We start from the raw sequence: 22,100 nt of genomic DNA, 5'->3' as shown, positions 1-22,100 counted from the left end.
CCCTTGATTGACTGCTTCTGCCATGCCGTGCCGCCGAATAGCTCCGAGCGGTGATTAGCGCCGCCGCGGAGCGGCATAGCGCGGGTTGATGCCGCAATATGCGTTCGTGCCAGAAGCAGCAGCCAGGCATTGCGAGCGGGTGGCGAACTGACAATTGCCCGGAAAGCCCCAATTGCGACCTCGCAGGCAGTATCGATCCGCCTCGGCAGCTCGGACTGGCTCCAAAAAAGCAAGGAATACAGCGGCAGTGAGTAACGTCAGCATCGGAGCGACACGATGCATATCGATCTCCGTGGATGGATGGAGGTGAATATACTGGCGGCGCGAGGGGAATACCGCCAGTAAAAGCCCTTGCCAGACGCTGGGGCGTTTATTGATGCTACCTGGCGCGAAAAGCGCTCATGCTATTCAGGCTCGGAACCGCTTGTAGGTAAACGTAACAATTGCCATTGCGTGTCCTTGAATGCGGACCGCTGGCCGGATGACGTACGGCTTTCGGATATCGAGCCCCGTTTCATCTGCGCCGCCTGCGGCAGGCGGGCGCCGATGTCGCGCCAGATGGAGCCGCAGAGACATGGTTCGGGGAGAACGATCCCGAGGGCGTGGCGTTTGAATATGAGGTTCTTGAATGAACCGGATCGGCCGCAGGACTATCTACGCCATGTCAGTAATCGTTGTGCTGCTGATCGTCTGGTAGATTCTCGCACCGCTTTGAAGGAGTGAGACGTCGTCGCGCAAGGCCAATGAACCTTGCATACTTGTAACGAGGCGGACACCGAAGCGCCTTCTGGGTGGCCAAATGCTGGCGGAATGTGAGGGCTTATAAAAGCCGACCCTGGCCCACGGGATTTACTCCGATGTTATTTCAAGCGGCGATTATTTGCCTGATCGTACTCAGCATCGGCGTTCTCGTCGCCCACGCGGTTGACGCTCTCAGAACGTAGCGAGCCCGCCAGCGTGAACCGGCGGGCCTCCACCTCGGTCTTCTCAGTTCACGCCCAGAGTCTGGCGTTGAAGTAGATGCGGCTGGGGTTGAGGAGGTTCGTCGGCTAGGCCAGGCTCCTCCGATCGGACTGGGGTACAGTCGCCCGCGCATCGATAATCACGGCGTGATCGCGGATACACATCATCGCACCGGCATGTCGCTTTCGCTCATGCGAGCTGCTCGCCCGCTTGCGTCGCCTACCGCCCCGCCTTCGCCAAGCCCGCCCGGCTCGCCGCCAGCTCATCGCTTCGGAACGGCTTCGTCAGCAGCGACAGGTCCGGCGTGATGCCCTCGTTGTTGGCGTAGCCTGACACGACGAGGATCTGGAGCTCGGGATATTGATTGCGCAGCGCGAGGCCGAGGTCTGTTCCGCTCATGCCGGGCATCAAATGGTCGGTGACGAGCAGGTTCGGCCGCAGGCCTTCCCTGACGCGCTGAAGCGCGTCCTCCGCCGAGGCGGCTTCGACGACGTTGTAGCCGAGCTCGCCCAGCATCTCGGCGGTGCTCATGCGCACCAGCGGTTCGTCATCCACCAGCAGAGCCGTGCCGACGGGCTGTGGCCGCAGTTTTGATTGCGGGACGGCATCAATGGCGCTCGCGACGGCGTGGCTGACCGGCAGCCACAGCTCGACCGTCGTCCCAGCCCCCATGGCGCTCCTGATCGTCAGCGCGCCGCCGAGCTGTGACGCAAGGCCGTGGACCATCGAGAGGCCAAGACCGGTGCCTCGCCCGACGCCCTTGGTCGAGAAGAACGGTTCGACGGCGTGGGCCAGTGTGAACTCGTCCATGCCGATGCCGGTATCGGCGACGGAGATGCAGACATAGGCGCCCGGTGCCAATTCCGAATTGTGAGAGTCTCCAATCGTCCGGGCCTTCGCCGAGATGCGCAGCTTGCCGCCGCCGGGCATGGCATCCCTGGCGTTCACGCTGAGGTTCAGGATCGCCATCTCGATCTGGTTGGGATCGGCCATGGCCGCGGGAAGGTCTTCCGGCGTGTCCACCGTCACCTGGATCTGCGGCCCGGTCGTGCTCGAGATCAGGTCGCCCATCTCGGCAACGAGGAGACCAATGTTGACGGGAATGGCCTGAAGCGGTTGCCGGCGCGCGAAAGCGAGCAGGCGCTGAACCAGCGTCTTGGCGCGCTCGGCCGCCTGTGCTGCGCCGGCGATGAGGCGATGCTCGCGCTCGCCGCCGATGCCCTTGCGCTGAAACAGGTCGAGCAGGCCGACGATCGGCGTGAGCAGATTGTTGAAGTCGTGCGCGACGCCGCCCGTGAGCTGGCCCATGGCCTCCATCTTCTGGGCCTGGCGGAGCGCTTCCTCGGCCTGCGCGAGCCGCGCCTGCTCCTCCAGGCGATCCGTCACGTCGACCCCGGTCAGGAACGCGCCGATCCGCGTGCCGTCCGGAGCGCGGAGCGCCTCGAACTTCATCTCGTAGACGCGGCGGTCGAACCGGGGATCGCCGAACTCATCGATGTTGGTGAAGGCTTCGCCGGCCAGCGCCCGGCTCCAGATCGCGGTTGCCGCCGCGAGATGCTCGGGCCGGTCGGCCAGGAACTGCTGCAGGGAATCGCCGATCTGCGGCCGCTTGCCGTAGATGCGCTGATAGGCATCGGCGCAGGACGTGTTGATCGCCAGCCAGCGATAATCGAGATCGAGCGCCTGGATCTGTCCGTCGGTGGTTTCCACGATCGTCGCCAGCAAATGACGCTCGGCGGTGCGTTCGGCGACGCGCTGCTCGAGGGTCGTGGTCAGCTCCCTGTATCGCGCTTCGCTCGCCCGCAGCCGCGTCTCGCCCAGCACGCGCTCCGTCGTCTCGGACACGATGCAAAGCACTCCGCCGACCGAGCCGTCATCGTCCCGCACGGCCGAGTAGGAGACGTCCCAGTAGCTGGTTTCGCCGTAGCCGTGGCGCTCGACGTAGAACGGTCGATCCTTGGCGGCGAATGTCTTTCTGGTTCGGCGCACGCCTGATAGCAGCGGTTCGAGATCGTCCCACAGCTCGCCCCAGTTTTCGATCGCGGGGCGACCGAGGGCGCGGGGATGATTGGCGCCGATGCCCGGGGCGTAGGCGTCATTGTAGAGCGCGACGAAGTCGGGCCCCCAGAACAGGACGATCTGGGCTTGCGCGGCCAGCAGCATGCTGACCGTCGTTTTCAGCGCCTGAGACCAATCGCGGGGATGACCGAGCGGTGAATCCGACCAGTCGCGGGCGCTCATCATCGCGCCCAGCTTGCCTCCGTCAGCGAGGAAGCCCAATTCAATCGACCGCCGAGCAGCCTTCTCAGACAGCACCGGATCCCCCGCTACGCGTGACACGGGCGTCCTTGCCCATTCGAGCCGGCTTTCGAGGGCTCGTGCTCAAGCGCAGATAACACCCGGCGCGCGCTCTGGTTCCATTCCAGTCGATTCCCGCCGTCCTTGTGCTATTGCTGCTCCCCGCAACTTGACGCGAGGTTCCCATGCTCCCCATTCCCGCCGACATCTTCACCGAGCCCGAGGACGTTTCGCCCGACGGCCTTGCCAATCTCGGCCCGCTCCGCCGTCTCGCAGGGAGCTGGCAGGCGGACAAGGGCATCGACATCAATCCGAAGGCGGAGGGGCCGGAGCGGCGGACCTTCATCGAGCGCATCCGCATGGACCCGATCGACCCGCAGGCCAACGGGCCGCAGCTGTTTTACGGGCTGCGCTATCACATCCACATCAACACGCCCGAGGAAGACATCACCTTCCACGACCAGGTCGGCTATTGGCTGTGGGAGCCCGCGACCGGGCTGATCATGCAGACGCTCGCGATTCCGCGCGGACAGGTCTTGCTCGCCTCGGGCAAGGCCGGGCCGGATGACAGGAAGATATCGGTCACGGCGAAGCGCGGCGACACGGCTTACGGAATCTGCTCGACCGATTTCCTGGAACAGGCCTTCCGCACCGATTCCTATCGCTGCGACATCACCTTCAACGATGACGGAAGCTGGAGCTATCTGATCCAGACCGAGTTGTTCGTGCGCGGCGCGCCGTTCAATCATCACGACAGCAACACGCTGAAGCTCGTCGCGCCGCCCAAGCTCAATCCGCTGGCGGTGATCGTGAAGGATCGCGCCGGGCGCGATGGATCAGCGGCCTGAAGCGTACCCGGAGAATTGCATGAAGCCCTACGTCATTTGCCTGATGCATTCCAGCCTGGACGGCCGCACGCATCCCAGCCGCTGGCGGCCGAAGGGGGCGGGCACAGACTGGTTCGAGAAGATCCATGACGAACTCGGCGGCGACGCCTGGGTGATCGGCCGCGTCACCGGCTCCGAGTTCGCCAAGGGCAAGCCCTATCCCGCAACGGCGGGCGAGACATTTCCCCGCCAAAGCTGGTTCGCGCGGCGCGATGCGAAAACCTATGGCGTCGTGCTCGACGCGCAGGGCAAGATCGGCTGGGGCCGGTCAGACATTGGCGGTGACCCGATCGTCGTGGTGCTGACCGAGGGCGTGCCGGATTCGCATCTGGCCGGGCTGCGCGGCGAGGGTGTGTCCTACATCTTCGCCGGCAAGTCCGAGATCGACCTGGCGCTGACGCTGGACATCCTCAATCGCGAGCTCGGCGTGAAGCGCTTGCTGGTCGAGGGCGGCGGCGTCGCCAATGGGGCCTTCCTGCGCGCCGGTCTCATCGACGAATTCAACCTGATCCTCAGCCCCGCGATCGATGGCGCCAGGGGCGCACCCTTCGTGTTCGATTCGACGGACGCGGACAGCGACAAGCGCGCGCCGCTCGCCGCGATGACGCTGGAGAGCACGCGCGACCTCGGCAGTGGCGTTCTGCTGCTGCGGTATCTGATCAAGAACGACCCGCAAGCGATGCCCAAGTAAGGCATCGGCATGGGACAATTGGAGCACATCGTCATCGTCGGTGCCGGCGCGGCCGGGCTGATGGCGGCGCGCGAGCTGGCACGCGTGGGCAGGACGGTCACGATCCTGGAGGCGCGCGAGCGCTGCGGCGGGCGCATCGATCCGCTGCCGGCGTCGGAGTTCGGCTACCCCGCCGATGGCGGCGCGGAATTCGTCCATGGCGAGGCGCCGGTCACGCGCAAGCTTGTGCGCGAGGCGGGGCTGTCGCTGCAGGAGATCGAAGGCACCCAGTGGAGCTTTGACGGCACGAGGCTCTCCCACGAAGACCGTCACGATCCGCACGAGGCAGAGCTGTACGCCGCGCTAGGGGCGTTGAAGGATGATCTCACGGTTGCCGATTTCCTCCGCGGCCACTTCGCCGGGCCTAGGTATGACCGGCTGCGCCATTCGATCGAGCGCATGGTCGAGGGCTACGACGCCGCCGACCCCGAGCGCGCCTCGACGCTGGCGCTGCGCGAGGAATGGATGGACGGCGGGCATCACACCCAAGCGCGCATCGTCGGCGGCTACGGCGCGCTGATCGATTTTCTGGCGAGCGAGTGCCGCGGGCTTGGCGTGACGTTTCGCTTCGGCCGCGCGGTGTCGGCGATCGAGGAGACGGGCGGCGCGCTGGCCGTCCGCTGTGCCGGCGGCGACGTGCATGGCTGTGATCGCGCGATCCTCACCGTCCCGCTGCCGTTGTTGCGCGAGATCGCGCTTCCGGAGCCCGCACGCGCGAAGGCTGCGGCAGCTGACGATATCGGCTTCGGCAGCGTGATAAAAATCCTGCTGCGGTTCGCGCGGCCGTGGTGGCGCGAGCGAAACGAAGACCTCGCGGACATGACCTTCCTGCTCTCGGACCAGTCGATTCCGGTGTGGTGGACGCGGCATCCGGACCAGCATCCCGTGCTCACCGGCTGGTTCGGCGGGCCGCGCACGGCCGAGCTTGCGAAGCTCGATCGGCAAGGGCTGATCGATGCCGGGGTCGATTCGCTTGCGGTCATCTTCGGCGTGTCGCGCGACGACATCGCGCGCGATCTCGTGGCGGCTGCGGCGACCAACTGGCTGCACGATCCCTTCGCCCGCGGCGCCTATTCCTGGGCGACGCCGCGGACGCGCGAGGCCCAGGCGATCCTTGCGCGCGCCGACGGTCCGGTACTGTTCTCCGGCGAAGCGCTCTATCGCGGCCGCGACATGGGGACAGTCGAGGCGGCGCTGGCGAGCGGGCTGGAGACCGCAGAGATGATTTTGCGGGGATGAAAAAAGGCCCGCACAAGGCGGGCCTTAACTCTCACCAGCGGCCGCCGCCGAAGCTGAACGTCACGCCGGGACCTCCGCCACCATAATAGCCGTACGGTCCGCCGCCGTAATAGCCGTGGTGCCGCGGGTAATAGCCATAGTTCCGGTAGTGCGGACGATAATAGCCGTGGTGGTGATGGCGCCATTGGTGATGGCGATGGCCGTGGTGGTGGTGCCTGTGCTGCGCGCTGATGTCGGTGGACTGGCCGGCTGGCGCGTTCTGCTTCGCGCTGGCCTTGCCCGCCGCGTTGGCCGTGGATCCGCCGGCGAGCGCCGCAGCACCTACAGCCATCGCGACAAAGAGATACTTCATGTCATCACTCCAGTTGAGAAGTCGCGTGATAACAGATGGCTGTCCGCTGCGTTCCGGCCAGTGCGGGCGTCGAAACGACGCAGACGTAGTTCCGATCGACGTGTGAATGATGTGGCGCGATCTATTGTCGCATCGCTTCGAGCGAAGCGATCACGTCGGCGGCGGCGACGATGCGCGCAAATTCGTCGTTGAGATTCGACAGCGTCATCGCATGAATTTCTTCAGCCGAATGCTTGTCGCCATCTGGTCCGATCCGGTCGAAGGTCCAGGTCGCATCGCGCACGAGGCTCGCGTCGAAGCCGAGATTGCCGGCCATCCGCGTCGTCGTCTCGACGCAATGATTGGTGGTGGCGCCGCAGATTACCAGCGTCGTGATGTTGCCTGCGCGCAGGCGTGTCTCGAGATCGGTGCCGATGAAGGCGCTGTTGACGCGCTTGACGACCACCGCCTCGCCCGGCGCTTCGCGCGCCTCGTCCTTGACCGCGTAGCCGGAGCTTTGCGGCAGGAACGACGAATTCGGCTTCGTGCCCTCGTGGCGGATGTGGAAGATCGGCGCGCCGCGCTTCCTGAATGCCTTCAGCAGATCGGCGATGCGCGCCACCGCGTCCGGATTGTTGCGCCGCTTGCCGGCCGCCTCCCATTCGTCGAATGCGCGCTGGACGTCGACGACGACGAGGGCGGGGAGGGAGTGGGACATAAGGAGCGGCTTCCAGACTTGCTTGCTGCGCGAAGTATGCGGGGCGACCGACGTGGCAGGCAATGTCGATTTTCCCTCGTTTCGCGACAGCTCTCGTGCCCCGGCTCTGCGGAGCGGCGCTACGCGCCGCACTGCGTCCGGGACACGGAGAGCTGCGCGCGTGCTCGGCCCTCACGGATGCGGATCGGGAAACCCGTGGCGTTCAGTGAGCGCGGCGAGGATCGCGTCCTTGTCGGCAATGAAGGTGCGGCCGTGGTGACTGCCGGTCTGATGCGGCGACGTCGTCCCGTCGGCCAGCACGAGCAGCGGCAGCGACTGGTTCTCCTCGCCGACCAGCGCGATCACCGGCAGCCTTGGCCGCGGCCATGCGATGCGCTCAACGTCGAGCTGTTCGGCGAGCTGCGGAAACGAGGCGAGCACGCCCTCGATCAGCGCGCAATGCCAGCAATAGAAGCGCTGACCCGGAAAGGCGGGGTCCTCGAAGCCAGGGCGCAGCAGAAACAGGCGGTCGCGCGTCATGAATCGCTCCAAAGCATGGCGCGATCATACATGCCGGCAGCAGCGGATGATGCCGTTACTTGAACGGATCCTGGATCGATGGCGACGATTGCCGGATGCGACGTACGCTCACCGGCTTGCCGTCGGAGACGAACAGCAGCTCGTATCGGCGGCCCTCGCTGTCGGTCGCCGTGCAGGTGACGTCCGTCACCTTCCTTGCGGCGAAATTGCCGGTCTGGCGGCAGACGCCGGTCGAGGTCTGCTCGGCCGGCACCGGCAGGCCGTCGACCTTGGGCCGGTCCTTGGAATTGAGCAGCATGCGGTCGATTCGCAGCTCGTAGGAATTGTCGTCCGCGCGCTGGCCGTTCTCGCCGGAGAACGACACGACATGGTTGGCGTCGGAGGGATCGTCGACGGCGACCGCGAAATTGACCCGGCCCTTGTCACCATGGGCGTAAGCCACCGTCTTGCACGCGAAGGTGCGCCCCGCGACCTTCAGCGTCTTGCAGTGGCCCGACATCAGCGCCAGCAGGTCGATGAAGGCGTTCTGCGCCGGCGGGTTGTTGACGGGGATGGGCGCGGAAGACTCGGCAAAACAAGGGCTTGCGAGAGTCGCGAGGGCCGCGGCGAGGACCGGTCGGCGGAGGCGCATCATCAGGCTCGTATGCCAGGGGGCCACGGCGGCGGAAAAGTTCCGCTCAACAACGAGCGAACCACAAATTGGTTGCGATCCCGTTTGTTCAGCTAAACCCGACTGGAATACCACCGCACCACCCATCGGCGATTCATCCGATCGCCCCATCCCGTCCTAGCAGGCCACTTGCTGCCAGACCGATGTTTTTTTCGTGGCAGAGCTAAACGGTCGCCGCCTGCCAGCGCGTATCGCGAAGCGAGGGCCGGCGGTGCAGGCGGGCGTCGAGCAGCGCGCGGGCGCGGGGCAGCTCGCCGCTGCGCATGAGCGCGACGATGTAGGTATCCTCGATCAGTTCGCGCTGGGCATGGCTGCCGCCGATGCGCACGACCTCGCCGAGGACGGGCCCGAGCGTTCGCACGCATGAGGTGTAATCCTCGCGGGCAAAGGCCACGAGCGCACGGCAGATTGCCGGCACCACGGGACCGGCCGGCAGCCTGCCGTCGCCGAGCCGCTGCTCGATCGCCGCGAGGCGCGCGGCGAGCGCCTCCTGGTTCTGCGTCGCCGCAGCGAACAGTGCCATGTGGACGTCGGCAAAGGGCAGGCTCGATTTTGGAAACAGTTTTTGCGCGGTGGCATCGGCCTCGAGCCAGAGCGCTTCCGGCACGGTGTGGCCGTAAGCCGACAGGCGCCAGAGCAGCGAGGCGCCGTCGGTGACGACGTTGAGCGGCGGCGCCTTCGTGGCGGAGGGCCGAAGTACGTCGGCATAGATCGCAAGCGCGCGCGCCGCATCGCCATGCTCGAGCGCGCCGAGCGCCTGGTGCCAGCGAATATGGCCGTGCAGGATGCCGGTACGGTCGTAAGAGGGGATCCATGCGTCGACGAGACGGTCAGCCGCGTCGATCGAGCCGTCCTCGAACATCGCATGCAGCACGGCGTGCGCGGCGTGGGCATTCTGGCGGCGCAGGTCAAAACCGCGCTCGGTGACGCCGCGGCCGCGCGCGACGTCGCCATTCTCCGTCATCGCCCAGCCGGACATGGTGAGAAACCACCAGTCCTCGCCATAATGCTGCGCGACGCGCTCGCACAGCTCGTGCCGGGCGCGGTCGTGATCGGGCATGCCGGAAAACGCGAACAGGCCGAACGCGCCGAGCGGCAGCGACAGCACCACAGCGTCGCGCGGCCAGCTCTCGACATGCTTCAGCGTCGATGCGATGGCCTCGGGCAGCCGGCCCTCGATCGCAAGCGCCAGCGTCTCGACATGCGAGCGCTCGCGCTCCGTGCCGCGTTTCGCTGTGAGCTCGCGCGCGCGTGCCGCCTTCTGCCGCGCGAGGTCGCCCTGCTGATAGAAGGCATGCACGCGGGCGCGGGCGATATGGGGAAGCGCGAAATCCGGATCGGCCGCAATCGCGCGTTCCAGCGCCTCCGCCGTACCGGTCCAACCGGCCAGCATGAGATCGACGCCTTCGCGATAGGCGCTTGCCGCCTCGTGCGAAGACGTCGAGAGTGAAAGGCCGTAGCGGTCTTCGTGCGCCGTCATCGTCTTCAGCTCTCAAGCCGTCCGCGCGCGGCGTCCCTCGATCGGATAGGCGGGGTCGTTGTAGCCCGGCGTCGAGGGATGGCCCGGCACGACCAGCCGGTCGATCAGCGCCTCGTCATTCGCCGTGAAGCGGTAGTCGAGCGCGCGGATGTAGCCGTCCCACTGCTCCTCGGTGCGTGGGCCGGCGACGATCGAGCTGACAAAGGCGGAGTTCAGCACCCAGGCGACCGCGAACTGGCCGGCGGTGATGCCTTTCTTCTCGGCGTGGGTCTTGATCTCCTGCGCGAGCTGGAGCGATTCCGGTCGCCATTCCGTCTGCATCATGCGGGTGTCGTTGCGGCCGGCGCGTGTCTCCTTGTCCGGCGCGGCGTCGGGCTTGTACTTGCCGGTGAGCACGCCGCGCGCCAGCGGGCTGTAGGGCACGATGCCGAGGCCGTAGTAGGAACAGGCCGGGAAGTGCTCGACCTCCGGCATGCGATTCATCGCGTTGTAATAGGGCTGGCTCACCGCGGGCCGGTCGATGCCGAGCCGGTCGCAGATGTTGCAGATCTCGGCGACGCGCCAGGCGCGGTAGTTCGAGACGCCGAAATAGCGCACCTTGCCGGCGCGGATCAGATCGCCCATCGCGCGCACCGTCTCCTCCAGCGGTGTCGCATGGTCTTCCTTGTGCAGATAGTAGATGTCGATGTGGTCGGTGCCGAGCCGCTTCAGGCTCTCATCGGCGGCCTGCAACACCCAGCGCCGCGACAGGCCGACACGGTTGGGATCGTCACCCATGGGGTTGGCGAGTTTTGTGGCGAGCACCCAGGCGTGCCGGTTGTTGCCGATGGCGCGGCCGACGACCTCCTCGGATGCGCCCTTCGAATAGGCATCCGCCGTGTCGATGAAATTGATCCCGGCCTCATGCGCTTTCGCGATGATCCGGTTTGATGCGGCTTCATCGGTCGGCCCGCCGAACATCATGGTGCCCAGACAGATCGGCGAGACTTTCAGGCCGGTGCGGCCGAGCTGGCGGTATTGCATGGGCTGTTTCCTCAACGCTATCGAAGCTGGCAGCATAGCCAGCTAATTCCGTCATTGCGAGCGCAGCGAAGCAATCCAGAGATGCATCCGCGGAGAGATACTGGATTGCTTCGCTGCGCTCGCAATGACGAGATTGGGGAGGCCGCTTGCCAAACTCTCAGCTGTCATCGCCCGACTTGATCGGGCGATCCAGTATTCCGAGGAGGCAAAGATTGAACCGATAGGCCGCGGCGTACTGGATTCCCCGCTTTCGCCGGGAATGACGGCGGTGGGTGTGGTTGGAGCGGCAGCCCGACCGCGCGCCGCTACCCCGGCCCCTTCAAGATCTTGAACACGCCATTCGCCATCACGATGCAGCGGCCGTCGACGGTGACTTCGGTGCTCATGAAGATGAGGCTGCGCGTCGAGCGCACCACGCGGGGGCGGGAGATCAGGATGTCGCCGATCTGCCCGGCCTCGACGAAATGGGTGTCGAGCTGCACCGTCGCCATGAATTCCTTGCCGGAAACGTAGCGGGCGGTCATGCCGCAGGTGCGGTCCGCGAACGTCATCATCACGCCGCCCTGGACCATGCCGCGGCGATTGTGGTGCTTGTCCTCGGTGGCGAGCGCGAATTCGTAATGGCCGTCGACCTTGCGCTCCCACAAGGGGCCGATCAGGTGCAGGAAGCCCGTGGTCTCCAGGATGCTCCAGCCGTCCGATTTGAGCCTTGCGGCGGCCTTGTTGGTCATGTCGTCGTCCATTGCTGCGCGGGCCTTGCGAGCTCATTTCATCGGGGCCTGACGTGGTGTAGTCAAGCATCATGAGACCGTTCGACGATGCCACACGGCGGAATATCGCGGCTGCCTGCGCGGCCTTCACGCGCCTGCCGGAGGATGATGCGCCCGCCGCATTGAAGCACGCCGCGGTGGCGGTCGCGCTGACCGCGGCGAGTGACGGCGATGACACCGCATTCCTGCTCACGCTGCGCGCGTCACACCTGCGCGCCCATCGCGGCCAATGGGCCTTGCCGGGCGGCCGCTGCGATGCCGGCGAGACGCCGGTCGAAGCGGCGCTGCGCGAGCTTGATGAGGAGCTTGGCCTCCGCCTTTCGCATGCGGAGGTGCTCGGCACGCTCGACGATTATCCGACTCGCTCCGGCTATCTGATCACGCCGGTGGTGGTCTGGACGGCCGACAGTGCCGCGATCCGGCCGAACCCGGATGAGGTCGCCTCGGTCCACCGCATCGCGCTCGCGACGATCGAGCGCGAAGACGCGTTCGACTTCATCGCGATTCCCGAAAGCTCCCGCCGCGTGATCCGCTTCCATCACGAGAAGAGCCTGATCCACGCGCCGACCGCGGCGCTGATCTACCAGTTCCGTGAGGTGCTGGCGGGACGTCACACCCGCGTCACCGAGCTGGAACAGCCGGTGTTCGCCTGGAAGTGACGATGGTAAACGGCGCGTTAACGTGACGGTTACCGGATGCCTGCTAAGAGGGCAGCATGCATCATTCGATTCGAAAACATCTCGCGCTAGTTCCATTCGCGCTCGTCCTGCTCGCGCCCACTGCGCGAGGCGGCGAGGCCGACGCGCTGCCGCCGGCCGTCCGCGATGCCAAGGCCCAGTTGCTGTCGCAGTTCTTTGCGCAGGGTGGCGCGTCGCCGGCCGTGCTCGAATATCGCCGCAAGCTGCAGGAATATCAGGCGGCGCGCGGGGCCTTCGACGAAGAGGCGGGTGCCTATTGGAGCCAGATCTCCGAGAAGCGGAAAGGCCGCAACGCCAAGCGGCGCAGCGGACAGCAGGTGACGCTTGACGATTATGTGCTGCAGCATCCGCCGCTCTATAACGGGCCGAAGCGGCCGGTGAATCCGGAGCCGGAAGAAACGCCGGATCGTCCGACCAGAAAGCCGATACCGGTGGTCGCCGATCTCCTGCAGGCGGCACGCGAGCTCTATCAGTTCACGCCGCAGCGGCCGTCCAGCGAGGTCGAGTTCAAGCGCGCCTATGCGCGCTACGCGCTCGCCTCGGGGCTGACGCGCGAGCAGGCGGTGCGGGTCTATTCGTTCGAGACCGGCGGCACCGGCAATTACGACGTGCAGGCGGGTATTGAGCATGGCGGCAAGCGCGCGATCTCGACCGCGATGGGCTACAACCAGCTCCTGACCACCAACAGCGTCGAGCTGCTGGCCGAGCAGGGCCATGAACTCATCCGCGCGCTTTCCGACAAGGTGGCGCGGACGTCCGGGCCGGCGCGCCAGCCGCTCGAGCACAAGCTTGCCGTGCTGAAGAAGATGGTGGCGCAGGCGAAATCGGTGCCGGACACCTGGTCGGAGCACGAGAAGATCGGCAACACCGCGCAGGGCTGGGCCATGCATGCCATGGTGCTGGACATCGATATCGGCCCGATGCTGCAAACCCATAAGCTTTTGACTTCGGTGCTGTTCGCGCGCACCAAGGGCTACACCCGGCCGCTCACCGCCGCCGAGCTCGAGATGATGAACCTCACCGGCGACGGCACCGGCCTCGACATGGTGACGATGCCGCAGGCGATGCGCGAGCAGGTGCCGACCTCGAACTTCTTCCAGCGCGGCGGCTACGAGCGCAACCCGGTCGCGATCCGCCACAACACGGTGGCCAAGCTGCTGGCGGTGACGGATACGCGGATGGACTCGAACAGCAACAATGCCGGCGCACGGGAGCTGGCGGGGGCGTTCTAGTCCTCGCTGCCACATCCTCCGCTGTCATGCCCCGGCTTGACCGGGGCATCCAGTACGCCGCAGCCTCTCGATTGAAGCACAACGGCCTCTGGAATACTGGATCACCCGCCCCAGTGCGCAAGCGCGCACAAGGCGGGTGATGACACCGAGTGCTTGGGTTGGCCGTCGCCCCTTACTGATCCGACCCGAACTTGAACTTGCCGTCGCCTTCGAGATACGGGCCGCTGCGCATGTAGAGCTGGCCGTTGTGGCCGATGAAGAACAGCGTGCCTTTCGGCACCTTCTTGGCGCCCTTCAGGAGTTCACCGGCATTGTTGGTGCCCATCTTGTAGGAGAAGGTCTTGCCGTCCTTGTCATAGGCATAGCCGGTGTCGGGCTTGAGCTCCCAGGGCGTTGCCGCGGTCTGCGCCAATGCGGGTGCGCTGAATGCGCCGAGCGTTGCTGTGAGTGCAAGTGCAAATGTCTTCGTTGAAAATGCCATCATCCCATCCTCCCCATCGTTGGGGTTGCCATCTTGAACAAATCACGAACGGCGTTTACAGGTCAATTTGCGAAAGCGCCGCAGCGCATCACGTCCTGCCCAGCAGTTTGTGATTTTCCCTTCGTCCCCGCGCGACTATGTTCCGCTTTCAGTCTAGAACGCAATTCGACAAAAATATTGGTAGGGGGATGATTCGGATGAACCAAGTCGTGAAAGCCTGCTCAGCCGCCGCGCTGTTGGTGACGGCGCTGGCGCCCGTCGCCCGGGCGGATGACTACCAACTCAGCCACAACCAGCGGATTTCGTGCAGCCGTGGCCTCGCCCCGGGCAAGCTGAACACCGCGACCTGCAAGTCTTACACCTACCTGTTCAACACCAAGACCTCGGAATATTTCCGCTGCCAGGTCTCGCTGGCGCTGACCCGCGACAACAAGGAAGTCATCAACGTCCAGACCGACGGCGGCTGCACCAAGAAGCCGCGCATCTTCGAGACCGACGGCAAATACGATTTCGACGCGACCGAGACCGAACCGCCGAACACCAACTCGTTCTTCGGCCCCGGCGGCTATTCGGTCTGGGCCGCCGACGTCACCGCGCAGAAGGTGCGCGGCTGCATCATCATCTCCTCCGGCCTCGGCTCCGACATCTCCAAGTGCCTGGACATGACCTTCCAATAAGGGCTTGCCAGCAAGAGCTTGCCAGTAAGGCTTGCCGGCGAGGGCGAGACACGCGCCAGACCCTGATTGCGCCACCTCGCCGCACCCGCGGGTTCCCCAAAAATCGAGCCGGGTCAGCCGTTTACCGCAGTCCTGTTGTGACTTTTGGATGGGTTGACCCGCTTCCCCCATCCGGCCAATTTCCCGGCCGGTTTGGGGAGTACAACAACCATGAAACGGACGATTTTCGGCGCGGCCGCGGCTCTTGCCCTGGCGGCGTCGGCACCTTGCGCGCATGCGCAATCCTTCATCAACGTGCTGACCGGCGGCACCTCCGGCGTCTACTATCCGCTCGGGGTCGCGATCGGAAAGATCTACGGCGACAAGATTCCGAATGTGAAGACGCAGGTGCAGGCCACCAAGGCGTCGGTCGAGAACCTGATCCTGCTCCAGCAGGGCCGCGGTGAAATTGCGTTCACGCTGGGTGACTCGCTCAAAGCCGCCTGGGAGGGCGACGAGGAAGCCGGCTTCAAGTCCAAGCTGGACAAGCTGCGCACCATCGGCGCGATCTATCCGAACTACATCCAGATTGTCGCGACCGCCGAATCGGGCATCAAGACGCTCGCAGACCTCAAGGGCAAGAGCCTCTCGGTCGGCGCGCCGAAGTCGGGCACCGAGCTCAATTCCCGTGCGATCCTCGCGGCCGCAGGTATGACCTATAAGGACCTCGGCAAGGTCGAATATCTGCCGTTCGCCGAATCCGTCGACCTCATGAAGAACCGCCAGTTGGGCGCGACGCTTCAATCGGCCGGCCTTGGCGTCGCCTCGCTGAAGGATCTCTCGAGTTCGGCCTCGATCACCGTGGTGTCGGTGCCGAAGGAGACCATCGACAAGATCGGCCCGCCCTTCATCTCGGCAATCATTCCGGCCAATACCTATACCGGCCAGGAGAAGGACGTGCCGACCGCGGCCGTGGTCAACTATCTCGTGACGAGCTCCGCGGTGTCGGACGACCTCGCCTACCAGATGACCAAGCTGATCTTCGAGTCGCTGCCCGAATTGCAGAACGCCCATGCCGCGGGCAAGGAGATCAAGCTCGAGGCGGCCGCCACCGGCAGCCCGGTTCCGCTGCATCCCGGCGCGATCCGCTATTACAAGGAAAAAGGGCTGATCAAGTAAGATCAGCTCCATTCGTGTCGTCATGCCCGGGCAAAAGCGCGAAGCGCGTCTTCGCGCAGATGTCCCGGGCATCCACGTTCTTGGCGACACCGTAGGCCGTGGATGGCCGGGACAAGCCCGGCCATGACGCGTGCGGTGGCACTGCCAATGTTATAATGACGCACCATAAGGGCTCGGGGACATATCGATGTTGCAGGCAGAGGGCTCCGCAGGGCCTATCAAGGTTGAATTCGACAATTTCGAGCACGGTTTTCCGGAAGGTTTTGGTCCGGGCTGGTGGGGCACTCTCGCCTACTGGATCGGCATTGCCTTCGCCACCTTCCAGCTCTATGTCGCCGCCTTCAACTATCTGCCGAGCCAGGTGGTGCGCGGGGTACATGTCGGTTTCCTCGTTCTCCTCACTTTCGGCCTGATCGCCAACTTCACCGCGAAGAGCGATGTCGGTCGCGCGCTTGGCTGGGTGATCGGCGGCGCCGGCTTCTTCTGCGGCCTCTATCAATGGATCTTCTATGCCGACCTGATTGCGCGCGACGGCGATCCGACGCGGCTCGATCTCGCGGTCGGCACGCTGCTCGCGGTGCTGATCTTCGAGGGCACGCGGCGCCTGATGGGCGCGGCGCTACCGCTGATGTGCGGCGCGTGTCTCGTCTACTGGTTCTTCGGGCAATATCTGCCGTCGCCGCTCAACCATCGCGGCTACGACTTCGACCAGATCGTCACGCATCTGTCGTTCGGCACCGAAGGTTTTTACGGCGTGCCGATCTACGTCTCGGCGACCTACATCTTCCTGTTCATCCTGTTCGGCTCGTTCCTGGAACGCGCCGGCATGATCCAGCTCTTCACCGATGTCTCGCTCGGCCTGTTCGGCAGGACGCGCGGCGGACCTGCGAAGGTTGCGGTGTTCGCCTCGGGCATGATGGGCACCATCTCCGGCTCCGGCGTCGCCAACGTCGTCACCGTCGGCCAGTTCACGATTCCGCTGATGATCAGGTTCGGCTATCGCCGCGCCTTTGCCGCCGGTGTCGAGGCGACGGCCTCGATGGGCGGGCAGATCATGCCGCCGGTGATGGGCGCGGTCGCCTTCATCATGGCGGAGACGCTCGGCGTCCAGTACTCGGAAATCGTCAAGGCGGCGGCGATCCCCGCCATCCTCTATTTCGCGTCCGCCTTCTGGATGGTGCATCTGGAAGCCGGCAAGCACGGCCTCGTCGGCATGAAGCGCTCGGAGATTCCGAGCGCCTGGAAGGCGCTGGTGACGCGTTGGTATCTCGTGCTGCCGCTCGCGGCGCTCGTCTACATGCTGTTCGAGGGCTTTACGCCGCTCTATGCTGGCAGCATGGGCCTTGCGCTCACGGTGACACTGATCCTCGGCGCCAGCATCACGGCCGGCGCCTCCTCGATGGTCGTCCGCTCCATCTTCTGGATCGGACTTGCGCTCGTCGTCGGCGCGCTGTCGCGCGACGGTCTCCAGATCGTGCCGGTCGCGAGCGTCGTCGTCGGGCTGATCGTGATCACGGCGTTCGTGCGCGGCGGGTTCGCGGCCTTGCGCGAATGCCGCAATGCGCTGGCCGAGAGTGCGAAGTCGGCGATTACGGTGGGTATGGCCTGCGCCATCGTCGGCGTCATCATCGGCATGATGTCGCAGACCGGCGTCGGCACCATTTTTGGCAGCTGGGTGATCGGTCTCGGCGAGAAGAGCCTGTTCCTGGCGTTGATCATGACCATGCTGCTGTCGATCCTGCTCGGCACCGGCATTCCGACCATCCCGACCTACATCATCACCGCCGCGCTCGCCGCGCCGGCGCTGGCGAAGCTCGGCGTGCCCCTGATCGCGAGCCACATGTTCGCGTTCTATTACGGCATCATGGCCGACCTCTCGCCGCCGGTGGCACTCGCCGCATTGGCGGCGGCGCCGATCGCGAAGGAGAATCCGGACAAGATCGGCTGGGAGGCGATGCGTATCGCGCTAGCCGGCTACGTCATTCCGTTCATCTTCGTCTATTCGCCGGCGCTGATGCTGCAGGCCGGCGATCCCATGGCGGCCAAGCTCGGCTTCTATGGTGCGGTGGCGCTCGCGACCTTCAAGGCGCTGGTGGCGATCGGCCTGTTCGGCATGGTCGCGATCGGTTTTCTGTTCACGCGCATGACGCTGCTCGAACGCGTGCTCGCGCTCGGAGCCGCGCTCTGCCTGCTCGGTGACTTCGCCTTCAGCGACACCGCCGGCTTCGTGCTCTCCGCCGCGCTCTTGCTGTGGCAGTGGCGGCAGCGTCCGCCCGCCGTCGTCGAAGCCGCGTGAGCCTCTGCTTCGCAACAGCGGGTGGCGTGAAAGCGCTGGCGCTTTCCGCCTTCACGCTGGTGTGGACGCATTCGATCGCGAAGGTCGACTGGCAGGAGGACTGGCGCGTCACGCCTGCCGGCCTCGACCTGGTGCAGGCGCGGGTCAAAGGCACCGGGCCCGGCATGGAGCCGCCGCCCGAGGCGCGCCTCGTCGACGGCTGGTTTCAATGGCAGCCGCAGCGTGCACCGATGCAGGAGGTCGTGCTTGGCAATTCCGGCGCGGCCGGGGAATGGCGGTTATGCCATGATGGAAGCTGCCGGACTCTTTCGGAGATTGTCGGGCATCCCATCGGTGCTAACGTCACCACGATGAAGGTCTGTAACGATCCGTAGCTCGCCACGCCCGGGCTACAATTAACAACAACACGGGAGACACGCGATGGATCGGCTCAAGGGCAAGGTTGCGATGGTGGTGGGCGCCGGCTCGATCGGGCCCGGCTGGGGCAACGGCAAGGCGACCGCGGTGACCTTTGCGCGCGAGGGCGCGCAGGTGTTTTGCGTCGATCGCAACGGTGCCGCAGCCGAGGAGACCGCGAAGATCATCACGGGTGAGGGCGGCAATGCGACTGCCTTCACCGCGGACGTCTCGCGCGCGAGCGAGATCGAGGCGATGGTGGCGGCGTGCCTGAAAGCCTATGGCCGCATCGATGTGCTCGACAACAATGTCGGCATCGCCGAGATGGGCAGCGTGGTCGAGGTCGCCGAGGAGAGCTGGGACCGCGTCTTCACTGTCAACCTCAAGAGCGCCTATCTCGCCATGAAGCACATCGTCCCCGTGATGGTGAAGCAGGGCGGCGGCTCGATCATCAACATCTCCTCGATCGCCTCGATCCGGCATGTCGGGATTTCCTATGTCAGCTACAACGCCAGCAAGGCGGCAATGAACCAGCTGACGCGCTCCACCGCGATCGAGTTCGCGAAGAACCATGTGCGGGTGAATGCAATCCTGCCCGGCCTGATGAAGACGCCGATGGTGGAGCATTCCGCGGGTCTCGCGAACAGCTACGCCAAGGGCGACGTCGAAGCGATGTGGCGCGCGCGCGATGCGCAGGTGCCGATGGGGCACATGGGCGAGGCCTGGGACGTCGCCAATGCCGCGCTGTTCCTGGCGTCGGACGAGTCGAAATATGTGACGGGGATCGAGCTGGTGGTCGACGGCGGGATCACGTGCAAGGCGGGGGCGTAGCTCCAATTTCCTTCGTCGTCCCGGGACGCGCAAAGCGCGAACCCGGGACCCATAGCCACAGGACGAAGTTGCCGCGCGAGCTAGCAACTCCGAGTCTTCGCCAAACCACGTCCTGTGGCTATGGATCCCGGATCTGCGCTGCGCTTGTCCGGGACGACAGCGGTGACTACTGCGCCAGCGCCAGGATGCCTCCGGCAAACGAATGCCACGCCGCACTCTCGCTGATCGGCCAGTTCAGCACCTTCACCGCCAGCAGCGCGAGCGTACCGTAGATGTAGACCGGGTGCACGCGGCCATCGGTGCGCCAGTCGCGCACCATAGCGACGACGAGCAGGAGCGAAGCGACCACGGCCGGGGCGATCGTGACGGGCACCGGCGGCGGGCCGGGCGGTCCGGGAGGCGCGAGGAAGGTAATGAACCAGCGCGCGATCGCGGCGTCGAGGATCGAGACCGCGGCAAGCAGCATAAGGCGCTTGTGAATCTCGGGCTTTCGCGTGTTGATGATCGCGAGCACGAACACCACCGCGAAGAACGCGATGCCGCTCATCGGCACGATCGAGAAGCCGATGCCGGCATCCTTCTGCCCAAGTGCGGCGGCGTGCTGCATCACGTGCACCGAGGCGAGGAAGCCGAAGATCGTCATCGCGGTCGCAAGCGACACGCCGGCAATCCCGAGCGCGCGGTGATTGACCACGCGGCCCGACGCCGCGAGCCAGGTCTGGATCACGAAATAGAGAGACCAGGTGAAGAACAGGAGTCCGTGAAAATGAATCACCGGGCTCGCGGAAAACGTCCGCTGCGCGAGCGGTACGAAATAGGTCGGCGCGAAGCCGAGAAACGCGGTGGCCGCGCAGGCCAGTGCCATATTGAGATAAAAATATCGTGCAGGCGACGCATCACGCGCGCGTACACGACGGTCGTCGATCAAGGTCGTCATCTGGAATGAGTCTGGAGAGGCGGTGTTTGGTTCAAGCTCCTGACCACCTGGATAGGCCGGGACGCCGCTCAACGCTCGAGCGGAGTTTAACCGCCCGCGCTCAACTCTGCGCGATCGAGCTCTTCCTCGATCCGGTGAAACGCGTCGTCGCCGATCACTTCGGTATCGCGAAGGCCGAGGATCGATTTGCGCGCGGCCTCGATGGCGCGGCGGCGCAGCGGATCGGCGGGCAATTCGCCGCTGGCGATGCCGCCGTGCGGATCGTCGTCGGCCTGCATCAGGATGGCGCGGTATTCGAGCCGCAGGATTTCCGCCTCCTCCGACGGATCGTCCTCGATCGCATCGAGCGCGGCGCGATAGGCGACTGCGCGGGCGCGCGCGACCTCGATACCGACGGGATCGTCGTCCTTGAGGCCGAAGGCGAGAATCAGCGGCCGCAGCGTCAGGCCCTGGATGACCAGCGAGCCCAGCACCACCGCAAAGGCGATGAAGACGATGAAGTCGCGATAGGGGAAGCTTTCCGGCAGGGCGAAGGCGGTGGCGAGCGTGACGAGACCGCGCATGCCGCACCAGGAGATGATGAGGCCACCCTTCGGCGAGGCAACCTGCTTGGGATCCTTCGGATGATAGAGCCCGTGCGCGATCAGGACGCGCAGCGTCGCGCGGTAGAACGTGATCCAGGCAAGCCGCACCAGGACCACTGTGAGCAGGATCCAGGCGGCCGCCACGCAATATTCCCAGCGGACCTCCGCGTCGAGCCGCGTCCAGATCGGCCGCATCTGCATGCCGATCAGCATGAAGGCGAGCACGTTGAGCACGAACACCATCGTCTCCCAGACCGCATAGGACGGCACCCGCAACCGCGCCGGCATGCGCGCCCCCGCGGTGCGCGCGACGGTGATGGCGTAGACGACGATGGTGAGGATGCCGGAGAGGCCGAGATGCTCGGCTGCGATCCAGACCATGAAGGTGGTGGCGAACTGCACGATGATCGCGCTCGGCGCTTCCTTCACGCGTTCCAGGAACAGCGGGATGATGCGCCCGGCCAAAAGACCGGCGAGGACGCTGCCGACCAGCCCGAGTGCAATCGTCGGCGCGACCTCGCTCCATTTCAGATGCTCCATGACGACAGCGCCGACCGCGATGCGATAGATCAGAAGCGCGCTGGCGTCGTTGAGCAGGCTCTCGCCTTCCAGCACCTTCACCATGCGATAGGGCAGCTTGACCTGGCTCAGGATCGCGACCGCGGCCGCCGCATCCGGCGGGGCCACGATGGCGCCGAGCGCAATGGCGGCGGCCCAGGGCATGTCAGGCATCAGCCGGTGCGCGACGAAGGCCACGCCGACCGTGGTCAGGCCGACCGCGGCGACCACCAGGGTCGAGACCGGAACCCAGTTGTTGCGGAGATCGCGCAGCGAGGTGTCGAAGGCGGCATCCATCAGCACCGGTGCGACAAAAAGCGCCAATGCCAGGTCGGGTTCGAGCGTCCAGGACGGGCTGTTCGGCACGAACGCGATCAGCGCGCCGCCGATGGCGAGAAAGGTCGGGTAGGGGACCTTGATCCGCCGCGCCAGCGCCGATAATGCAACGGCGCCGAGCAGAAGCACGATGATCCATTCGAATGTCGACACGTTGATCCCCGAAACCGATTTTGGCTGTGCCACAAGCTAGCACCAATCCGGCCGTATGATGGATAGTGCACCCTCAAGGCAAGGCTCAAGCCAAGACCCAAGCCAAGACCCAGGCCAAGATTCAAGCCAAGACTT

Annotated in this window: 22 protein-coding genes; 10 read left to right on the top strand and 12 right to left on the bottom strand. The window is 65.2% G+C overall.

Annotated elements, in window-relative coordinates; translation table 11 throughout:
* Window positions 1–54 precede the first annotated feature (54 nt).
* Together AB7G19_RS38710 and AB7G19_RS38705 are read right to left on the bottom strand one after the other, a co-directional pair.
* Window positions 55–282 carry a DUF3551 domain-containing protein gene (locus AB7G19_RS38710; protein ID WP_084795314.1) on the bottom strand — a complete coding sequence of 76 codons (228 nt, stop codon included), beginning with the start codon at window positions 280–282 and terminating at the stop codon, window positions 55–57.
* 900 nt (window positions 283–1,182) lie between these two features.
* Window positions 1,183–3,303, bottom strand: coding sequence for an ATP-binding protein (locus tag AB7G19_RS38705; protein ID WP_441268786.1), 2,121 nt, complete (start codon window positions 3,301–3,303; stop codon window positions 1,183–1,185).
* A 143-nt stretch (window positions 3,304–3,446) separates the two neighbouring features.
* Between AB7G19_RS38705 and AB7G19_RS38700 the strand changes: the two genes are divergently transcribed.
* From AB7G19_RS38700 to AB7G19_RS38690, 3 genes are read left to right on the top strand one after another with little or no spacing between them, the layout of a single operon-like run.
* The gene (locus AB7G19_RS38700; RefSeq protein WP_063985871.1) at window positions 3,447–4,109 is read left to right on the top strand and encodes an FABP family protein; all 663 of its coding nucleotides are present in this window, start codon (window positions 3,447–3,449) and stop codon (window positions 4,107–4,109) included.
* Window positions 4,110–4,128: 19 nt separating this feature from the next.
* A complete protein-coding gene (locus AB7G19_RS38695) occupies window positions 4,129–4,839 on the top strand; it encodes a RibD family protein (protein WP_085400920.1) in 711 nt (236 codons plus the stop codon).
* 9 nt (window positions 4,840–4,848) lie between these two features.
* On the top strand, window positions 4,849–6,117 hold the full coding sequence (locus AB7G19_RS38690; protein ID WP_135215754.1) for a flavin monoamine oxidase family protein: 1,269 nt from the start codon (window positions 4,849–4,851) through the stop codon (window positions 6,115–6,117).
* Between the two features lie 31 nt (window positions 6,118–6,148).
* Here the strand turns inward: AB7G19_RS38690 and AB7G19_RS38685 are convergent, their stop codons facing one another.
* From AB7G19_RS38685 to AB7G19_RS38655, 7 genes are all read right to left on the bottom strand, one after another.
* Window positions 6,149–6,469: a hypothetical protein gene (locus tag AB7G19_RS38685; RefSeq protein ID WP_085400922.1), complete on the bottom strand. Its 321-nt coding sequence runs from the start codon at window positions 6,467–6,469 to the stop codon at window positions 6,149–6,151.
* A gap of 121 nt (window positions 6,470–6,590) precedes the next feature.
* The gene (locus AB7G19_RS38680; RefSeq protein ID WP_085400923.1) at window positions 6,591–7,166 is read right to left on the bottom strand and encodes a cysteine hydrolase family protein; all 576 of its coding nucleotides are present in this window, start codon (window positions 7,164–7,166) and stop codon (window positions 6,591–6,593) included.
* A 171-nt stretch (window positions 7,167–7,337) separates the two neighbouring features.
* Window positions 7,338–7,685, bottom strand: coding sequence for a DUF3088 domain-containing protein (locus tag AB7G19_RS38675; RefSeq protein ID WP_085400925.1), 348 nt, complete (start codon window positions 7,683–7,685; stop codon window positions 7,338–7,340).
* A 55-nt stretch (window positions 7,686–7,740) separates the two neighbouring features.
* Window positions 7,741–8,316 carry a hypothetical protein gene (locus tag AB7G19_RS38670; RefSeq protein WP_071917092.1) on the bottom strand — a complete coding sequence of 192 codons (576 nt, stop codon included), beginning with the start codon at window positions 8,314–8,316 and terminating at the stop codon, window positions 7,741–7,743.
* A gap of 202 nt (window positions 8,317–8,518) precedes the next feature.
* Window positions 8,519–9,835 carry a tetratricopeptide repeat protein gene (locus AB7G19_RS38665; protein ID WP_085400926.1) on the bottom strand — a complete coding sequence of 439 codons (1,317 nt, stop codon included), beginning with the start codon at window positions 9,833–9,835 and terminating at the stop codon, window positions 8,519–8,521.
* Window positions 9,836–9,847: 12 nt separating this feature from the next.
* Window positions 9,848–10,858 carry an aldo/keto reductase gene (locus AB7G19_RS38660; protein ID WP_085400928.1) on the bottom strand — a complete coding sequence of 337 codons (1,011 nt, stop codon included), beginning with the start codon at window positions 10,856–10,858 and terminating at the stop codon, window positions 9,848–9,850.
* A 305-nt stretch (window positions 10,859–11,163) separates the two neighbouring features.
* Window positions 11,164–11,589, bottom strand: a complete 426-nt coding sequence (locus AB7G19_RS38655) for a PaaI family thioesterase (protein ID WP_063986737.1) — start codon at window positions 11,587–11,589, stop codon at window positions 11,164–11,166.
* A 71-nt stretch (window positions 11,590–11,660) separates the two neighbouring features.
* On the opposite strand from AB7G19_RS38655, the gene AB7G19_RS38650 reads away from it, so the two are divergent.
* Window positions 11,661–12,287, top strand: coding sequence for an NUDIX hydrolase (locus AB7G19_RS38650; protein ID WP_085400930.1), 627 nt, complete (start codon window positions 11,661–11,663; stop codon window positions 12,285–12,287).
* A 56-nt stretch (window positions 12,288–12,343) separates the two neighbouring features.
* Window positions 12,344–13,558: a hypothetical protein gene (locus AB7G19_RS38645; RefSeq protein ID WP_085400931.1), complete on the top strand. Its 1,215-nt coding sequence runs from the start codon at window positions 12,344–12,346 to the stop codon at window positions 13,556–13,558.
* 172 nt (window positions 13,559–13,730) lie between these two features.
* Here AB7G19_RS38645 and AB7G19_RS38640 read toward each other — a convergent pair whose 3' ends face one another.
* A complete protein-coding gene (locus AB7G19_RS38640; protein WP_085400981.1) occupies window positions 13,731–14,039 on the bottom strand; it encodes a hypothetical protein in 309 nt (102 codons plus the stop codon).
* A gap of 197 nt (window positions 14,040–14,236) precedes the next feature.
* On the opposite strand from AB7G19_RS38640, the gene AB7G19_RS38635 reads away from it, so the two are divergent.
* The 5 genes from AB7G19_RS38635 to AB7G19_RS38615 all read left to right on the top strand — a co-directional run bounded on the left by AB7G19_RS38635 (window position 14,237) and on the right by AB7G19_RS38615 (window position 19,397).
* On the top strand, window positions 14,237–14,716 hold the full coding sequence (locus AB7G19_RS38635; protein ID WP_085400933.1) for a hypothetical protein: 480 nt from the start codon (window positions 14,237–14,239) through the stop codon (window positions 14,714–14,716).
* A 210-nt stretch (window positions 14,717–14,926) separates the two neighbouring features.
* Entirely contained in the window at window positions 14,927–15,874 is a 948-nt protein-coding gene (locus AB7G19_RS38630) for a TAXI family TRAP transporter solute-binding subunit (RefSeq protein WP_441268785.1), read from the top strand.
* A 187-nt stretch (window positions 15,875–16,061) separates the two neighbouring features.
* Window positions 16,062–18,170, top strand: coding sequence for a TRAP transporter permease (locus tag AB7G19_RS38625; protein WP_085400935.1), 2,109 nt, complete (start codon window positions 16,062–16,064; stop codon window positions 18,168–18,170).
* Complete coding sequence (locus AB7G19_RS38620) at window positions 18,167–18,544, top strand: DUF1850 domain-containing protein (RefSeq protein ID WP_167768178.1); 378 nt, start codon at window positions 18,167–18,169, stop codon at window positions 18,542–18,544. The genes AB7G19_RS38625 and AB7G19_RS38620 overlap by 4 nt, the downstream gene beginning before the upstream one ends.
* Window positions 18,545–18,590: 46 nt before the next feature.
* Entirely contained in the window at window positions 18,591–19,397 is an 807-nt protein-coding gene (locus AB7G19_RS38615; protein WP_085400938.1) for an SDR family NAD(P)-dependent oxidoreductase, read from the top strand.
* A gap of 166 nt (window positions 19,398–19,563) precedes the next feature.
* Here AB7G19_RS38615 and AB7G19_RS38610 read toward each other — a convergent pair whose 3' ends face one another.
* Both AB7G19_RS38610 and AB7G19_RS38605 read right to left on the bottom strand, forming a co-directional pair.
* Window positions 19,564–20,334: a hypothetical protein gene (locus tag AB7G19_RS38610; RefSeq protein ID WP_085400939.1), complete on the bottom strand. Its 771-nt coding sequence runs from the start codon at window positions 20,332–20,334 to the stop codon at window positions 19,564–19,566.
* Window positions 20,335–20,420: 86 nt separating this feature from the next.
* On the bottom strand, window positions 20,421–21,998 hold the full coding sequence (locus AB7G19_RS38605; protein ID WP_085400941.1) for a cation:proton antiporter: 1,578 nt from the start codon (window positions 21,996–21,998) through the stop codon (window positions 20,421–20,423).
* Window positions 21,999–22,100: the final 102 nt, after the last annotated feature.

Source organism: Bradyrhizobium sp. 215_C5_N1_1, from assembly GCF_052075935.1.
GTDB lineage: Bacteria > Pseudomonadota > Alphaproteobacteria > Rhizobiales > Xanthobacteraceae > Bradyrhizobium > Bradyrhizobium barranii.
Note: the sequence above shows the minus strand (reverse complement) of the source record. Positions and strands in the feature narration are given on the sequence as shown.